General features: G+C 49.6%; 5 protein-coding genes. 2 read left to right on the plus strand and 3 right to left on the minus strand.

The features are described from left to right. Window positions 1-1,033, minus strand: a 1,033-nt coding sequence (rfbB, locus tag CWM53_RS19325) for a dTDP-glucose 4,6-dehydratase (RefSeq protein WP_100750833.1), incomplete at its 3' end; no start/stop codon positions are given. An 852-nt stretch (window positions 1,034-1,885) separates the two neighbouring features. Between rfbB and CWM53_RS19330 the strand changes: the two genes are divergently transcribed. Next, on the plus strand, window positions 1,886-2,890 hold the full coding sequence (locus tag CWM53_RS19330) for an NAD-dependent epimerase (RefSeq protein WP_100682217.1): 1,005 nt from the start codon (window positions 1,886-1,888) through the stop codon (window positions 2,888-2,890). Between the two features lie 398 nt (window positions 2,891-3,288). Then, a complete protein-coding gene (locus CWM53_RS31230) occupies window positions 3,289-3,411 on the plus strand; it encodes a small membrane protein (protein ID WP_004144151.1) in 123 nt (40 codons plus the stop codon). A 424-nt stretch (window positions 3,412-3,835) separates the two neighbouring features. On the opposite strand, the gene ugd is transcribed toward CWM53_RS31230, so the two are convergent. Together ugd and CWM53_RS19350 are read right to left on the minus strand one after the other, a co-directional pair. Further along, window positions 3,836-5,002 carry a UDP-glucose 6-dehydrogenase gene (ugd, locus tag CWM53_RS19345; protein ID WP_000704907.1) on the minus strand — a complete coding sequence of 389 codons (1,167 nt, stop codon included), beginning with the start codon at window positions 5,000-5,002 and terminating at the stop codon, window positions 3,836-3,838. Between the two features lie 180 nt (window positions 5,003-5,182). After that, a partial coding sequence (locus tag CWM53_RS19350; RefSeq protein WP_142345695.1) for a dTDP-4-dehydrorhamnose 3,5-epimerase family protein occupies window positions 5,183-5,334 on the minus strand: 152 nt, incomplete at its 5' end.

The following is a 5,334-nucleotide window of genomic DNA, read 5'->3' on the forward strand; positions in this document are numbered from 1 at the left end:
AGGAGCCGTCCAGCACGCGCTGCCACCAGGTCTGGTTGTTCAGGTACCAGTGCACGGTTTTCTCAATCCCGCTCTCGAACGTCTCCTGCGGTACCCAGCCCAGATCGCGCTGAATTTTCGCGGCATCAATGGCGTAGCGCAGGTCATGTCCCGGACGGTCGGTGACAAAAGTGATCAGGTCGGCAAAGTGGGCGATGTTGCCCGGCTTCTGCGCCACCACCTTGTCGAGAATGGCGCAGATGGTGCGCACCACGTCGATATTTTTACGCTCGTTATGACCGCCGATATTGTAGGTCTCACCGCTTTTGCCTTCGGTCGCCACTTTGTACAGCGCACGGGCATGGTCCTCGACATACAGCCAGTCACGGATCTGCTCCCCGTTGCCATACACCGGCAGGGGTTTACCCGCCAGGGCGTTGAGGATGGTCAGCGGGATCAGTTTCTCCGGGAAGTGATACGGACCATAGTTGTTGGAGCAGTTGGTCACCACCACCGGCAGACCGTAGGTGCGGTTCCAGGCGCGAACCAGATGGTCGCTGCCCGCTTTGGAGGCGGAGTACGGGCTGCTCGGCGCGTACGGGGTTTCTTCGGTGAACAGGTCATCGGTGCCGTGCAGGTCGCCGTACACCTCATCGGTGGAGATATGGTGGAAACGGAAAGCCTGTTTCTGCTGTTCCTCAAACCCGGACCAGTAGTGACGGGCCGCCTCCAGCAGAGTGAAGGTACCGATCACATTGGTCTGGATGAAGGCAGCCGGGCCATCAATGGAGCGATCCACATGACTTTCTGCCGCCAGGTGCATCACGATATCCGGGCGGAACTCACTGAACTGGGCTGCCACGGCATCAGCATCGGTGATATCGGTCTGGGAAAACGAGTAGCGTTCGCTCCCGGCCACCGGCGCCAGGGATTCGAGGTTGCCGGCATAGGTCAGGCAGTCCATCACGCGGACTTCATCCCGGGTATTTTCAATGATATGACGAACCACGGCAGAGCCGATAAAGCCTGCGCCCCCGGTGACAAGAATCTTCATACTTTCTCTCGTTTTTCAATGATTTAAATAATAAATTCTGTAATAACAAAAAACGCAGGCACGCTACCGCCATTGGCTATCGCAACCAAAATGCGTGGTGCCTCAGTAAATTGTATCTAACATGGGCTAAGATCAGCGGTGTCTGCCGCGCTGTCTCATCATGCTGGATAGTGCAAAGCAGCCAAACCGCGGTAACTTTGCTTGCTTCAGCGTCCATTTGCTATCAGGACTTTCCCAAACACCACACGATACGTCATCGAGACGGAATGTGAATGTGTCTTTAAAGTACCTGAAAATCATCCCTTCATGCGCCATTCAGCGATTGGTATCATGACAAAGCCATGCAGTCACCATTATGGCGTGCAGCATACTCAACAGTGAATAGTACCGGACGAGGTCGCGACGCATTATAGCGCTGGTCATGAAGAATAAAAATCAAAAAGCGGTATGAATCAATTCAAGGTATGAATGGAACACTTTCGATACAACATTAAAACATTCAATAACTTGGCCATACATGGTTCGATTACAAGTTATCACTGGTGACAACAACACTAATTAATTCGTATTTCACGAATAGATATACCTCTTCGTTCGGAAATTCATGATGTGTTTTATCGCGATAGCAGAATCCCAAGGGCTGGCTGCCCCACAACTGATTTTTATAGATAAGCTACAGGCATACTCAATGATATTTTTCTAAATGAATATCATTTGCATTAAATAGGAATTAAGCACTACGGCGCCACCAGAACTCACATCCTGCAACTGTAAAGCAAGTGATCCCAACCGCAAGCCAGTGTAAAATCGGCACTTATGTAGAACGGGATATCCACACCCCGGAGGAAAAATATGAAGTTTTTGGTCACTGGTGCCGCAGGTTTTATCGGCTTTCATATCGCGCAGCGCCTGCTGAATGAAGGGCATGATGTTGTCGGGATCGACAACATGAACGACTATTATGACGTCAGCCTGAAGCAGGCCCGTCTGGATCGCCTGGCATCTCCGGCATTCCATTTCCAGCAGCTGGATCTGGCCGACCGGGAAGGTATGGCAAAGCTGTTCGCCGCAGAGCAATTTGATCGCGTGATCCACCTGGCGGCCCAGGCCGGTGTGCGCTACTCGCTGGAAAATCCGTATGCCTATGCGGACGCTAATCTGATGGGTTATCTGAACATTCTTGAAGGCTGCCGTCATACCAAAGTGAAACACCTGGTGTACGCCTCCTCCAGCTCGGTTTATGGCCTTAACCGTAAAATGCCGTTCTCCACCGAAGATTCCGTCGATCATCCGGTCTCCCTGTATGCCGCCACCAAGAAAGCTAATGAGCTGATGGCGCATACCTATTCCCATCTGTACAGCATCCCGACCACCGGGCTGCGCTTCTTTACGGTCTATGGCCCGTGGGGCCGCCCGGATATGGCGCTGTTCAAGTTCACGAAAGCAATGCTGGAAGGGAAAAGTATTGACGTCTACAACTACGGCAAGATGAAGCGTGACTTCACCTATATCGACGACATCGTCGAGGCCGTGGTGCGCGTTCAGGATGTGATCCCGCAGGCCAATGCCGAGTGGACCGTTGAGAGCGGTTCACCGGCGACAAGTTCCGCGCCATATCGGGTTTATAACATTGGCAACAGCTCACCGGTGGAACTGATGGACTACATCACCGCCCTGGAAGAAGCGCTGGGGATGGAAGCGAAGAAGAATATGATGCCCATTCAGCCGGGCGATGTGCTGGACACCAGCGCAGACACCCAACCGCTATATGACCTGGTGGGTTTCAAGCCGCAGACGTCTGTAAAGGAAGGCGTGAAGAACTTCGTGGAATGGTACAAGAATTACTATCAGATCTAATTCCCTGCCCTGCCGCAATCGTCAGGTTGCGGCAACCTCTTTTATGTACCCCCCCGTCATCCTGATGATATGTCGACTGAATGCACATTCATTGTTTTATATATAATATTTTGTGCTATAGACGGAATTTTTGTCTTTTTACTTGCCCGACTGAAACCAGTTTCATCCAGCCTTTATCAGAAAAGCAAATATCCACGCGCCTGGTACTCAGACTTATCTTACATCCATCCCTTTTTTGATAGTGAAAACAGCATTATATGCTGATAGATAAAAAACATTACTCATTGTAGGAATTTTCTCAAAAACAGGATATGTTAGGGCTCTCAGTACGACTGACACTTACTGGCGTATTGCTTAACAACCTAATAATTCAACTAACAAACGCTGTGGTAGATATTATGGAAAACCTATTTTTCTTAGTGGTGGCTGCCATACTACTTGCTGTATCCGTTTATTTCTTGATTTCTTATTTGAAAGATAGAAAGAAAACGAAGCTGACATTTAATAAACGCAAGTGGTAACGCTGGCGCCTTATTGCAATTAGATTAAGATAATATTAAGAAATAAAATAATGATATGACAGAATGATCGTTCATTCTGCGTTTTACTGTGGCTTTAAGCCAAGGAAAAATAGTGCCTACCGCGCCTTGTTCATCGTTTTTTTCTTAGCGTATAAATAACAAAAGCCTGCGTTGCAGGCTTTGTTTTACCTCCCGGCGCTTATCTCCGGCATCTACATCACAGTGACGGTAGCTCTTCACAAGGTAAGTTTAACTTATCGGACCTGTTTTCAACCCGCAATGGATTTCGTGCAGGATCGTAATGTCCATCACAATTTATTGAGTTTAATCTGAATGAGCGAGAAATACGCGTAATGAGGGATATAGCGGGGAGGTAAAGGGAACATACTGGCGGCAGGGAGCCGCCAGTGACAGCCAGGCAGAATTAATCGTTACCAAACAGATCGCGGGTATAAACCTTGTCCGCCACATCCGCCAGCTCTTCCGCCATACGGTTGGAAATGATCACATCCGCCTCTTGTTTGAAGGCATCCAGGTCGCGTACGACACGTGAGTTGAAAAACTCATCCTCCTGCATCACAGGTTCATAGATAATAACCGGAATACCTTTCGCCTTGATGCGCTTCATGATGCCCTGAATAGAAGAGGCACGGAAGTTGTCCGAACCACTCTTCATGATCAGGCGATACACACCCACCACTTTCGGCTTACGAGCGAGAATAGAATCCGCGATAAAGTCTTTACGGGTACGGTTGGCATCGACGATAGCCGCGATGATATTGTTCGGGACCGATTCGTAGTTCGCCAGCAGCTGCTTGGTATCTTTCGGCAGGCAGTAGCCGCCGTAGCCAAAGGACGGGTTGTTATAGTGGTTGCCGATACGCGGATCCAGGCATACCCCTTCGATAATCTGCTTGCTGTTCAGCCCCTGGCTTTCAGCATAGCTGTCGAGCTCGTTGAAATAGGCAACGCGCAGCGCCAGATAGGTGTTAGCGAACAGTTTGATCGCTTCCGCTTCGGTGGAGTCGGTAAACAGGGTCGGGATATCCTGCTTGATCGCGCCTTCTTTCAGCAGGTCTGCGAAACGTTCGGCACGCGCAGAGCGCTCACCAATGACAATGCGCGACGGGTGCAGGTTGTCATACAACGCACGTCCTTCACGCAGGAACTCAGGAGAGAAAATAACATTATCAATCCCTAAACGTTCTTTGATGTCGCGGGTGAACCCCACCGGGATGGTTGATTTAATGATCATCACCGCGTTCGGGTTTATCTCTGTCACATCGCGAATAACCGCTTCCACCGTAGAGGTGTTGAAGTAGTTAGTTTTGGGATCGTAATCGGTCGGCGTCGCAATGATCACGTAGTCGGCATTACGATAGGCGTCGTGCTTGTCCGTGGTGGCACGGAAATTTAACGGTTTTTCTGCCAGATATTCCTGAATCTCTTTATCCACAATCGGAGAGATCTTCTGGTTAAGCATATCCACTTTGGCCTGTACGATATCCAGGGCAACCACTTCGTGGTTTTGCGCAATCAGGACACCGTTCGATAAACCAACATAACCTGTACCGGAAATAGTAATTTTCATTCGATTACACTTTAATCAGTTAACTGGGTAATGGCGGATAGCCACGAATTTAAATAATGCTGTTGGCGGTTTTACGCTGAGAAGGAAGGTAAGTCAAGTCGGTCGGTTGACCCGGCTTGTAAGCGAATAAACATGACGAGTTCCATCTGGAACCCGCCATTTTAGGAAAAAACAACCTAATTATTTATATACTTCTGCGGTGGCCAGAGTATGTGCCTGCAGATCTTTCTCCGACAGCGACAGCGCGCAGTCGCTCAGCGCCGGCCAGTCAATCCCTATCTCCGGATCATTCCAGATGATGCTCCGTTCTGACTGCGGCGCGTAGTAATTCG

Source organism: Klebsiella sp. A-Nf5 (genome assembly GCF_002810545.1).
GTDB lineage: Bacteria > Pseudomonadota > Gammaproteobacteria > Enterobacterales > Enterobacteriaceae > Klebsiella > Klebsiella variicola.

Excerpts from the sequence above, each read along its gene's own strand:
- ugd (WP_000704907.1), bottom strand. The coding sequence starts at position 5,002 with ATGAAAATTACTATTTCCGGTACAGGTTATGTTGGTTTATCGAACGGT.
- CWM53_RS31230 (WP_004144151.1), top strand. The coding sequence starts at position 3,289 with ATGGAAAACCTATTTTTCTTAGTGGTGGCTGCCATACTACTTGCTGTA.
- CWM53_RS19330 (WP_100682217.1), top strand. The coding sequence starts at position 1,886 with ATGAAGTTTTTGGTCACTGGTGCCGCAGGTTTTATCGGCTTTCATATC.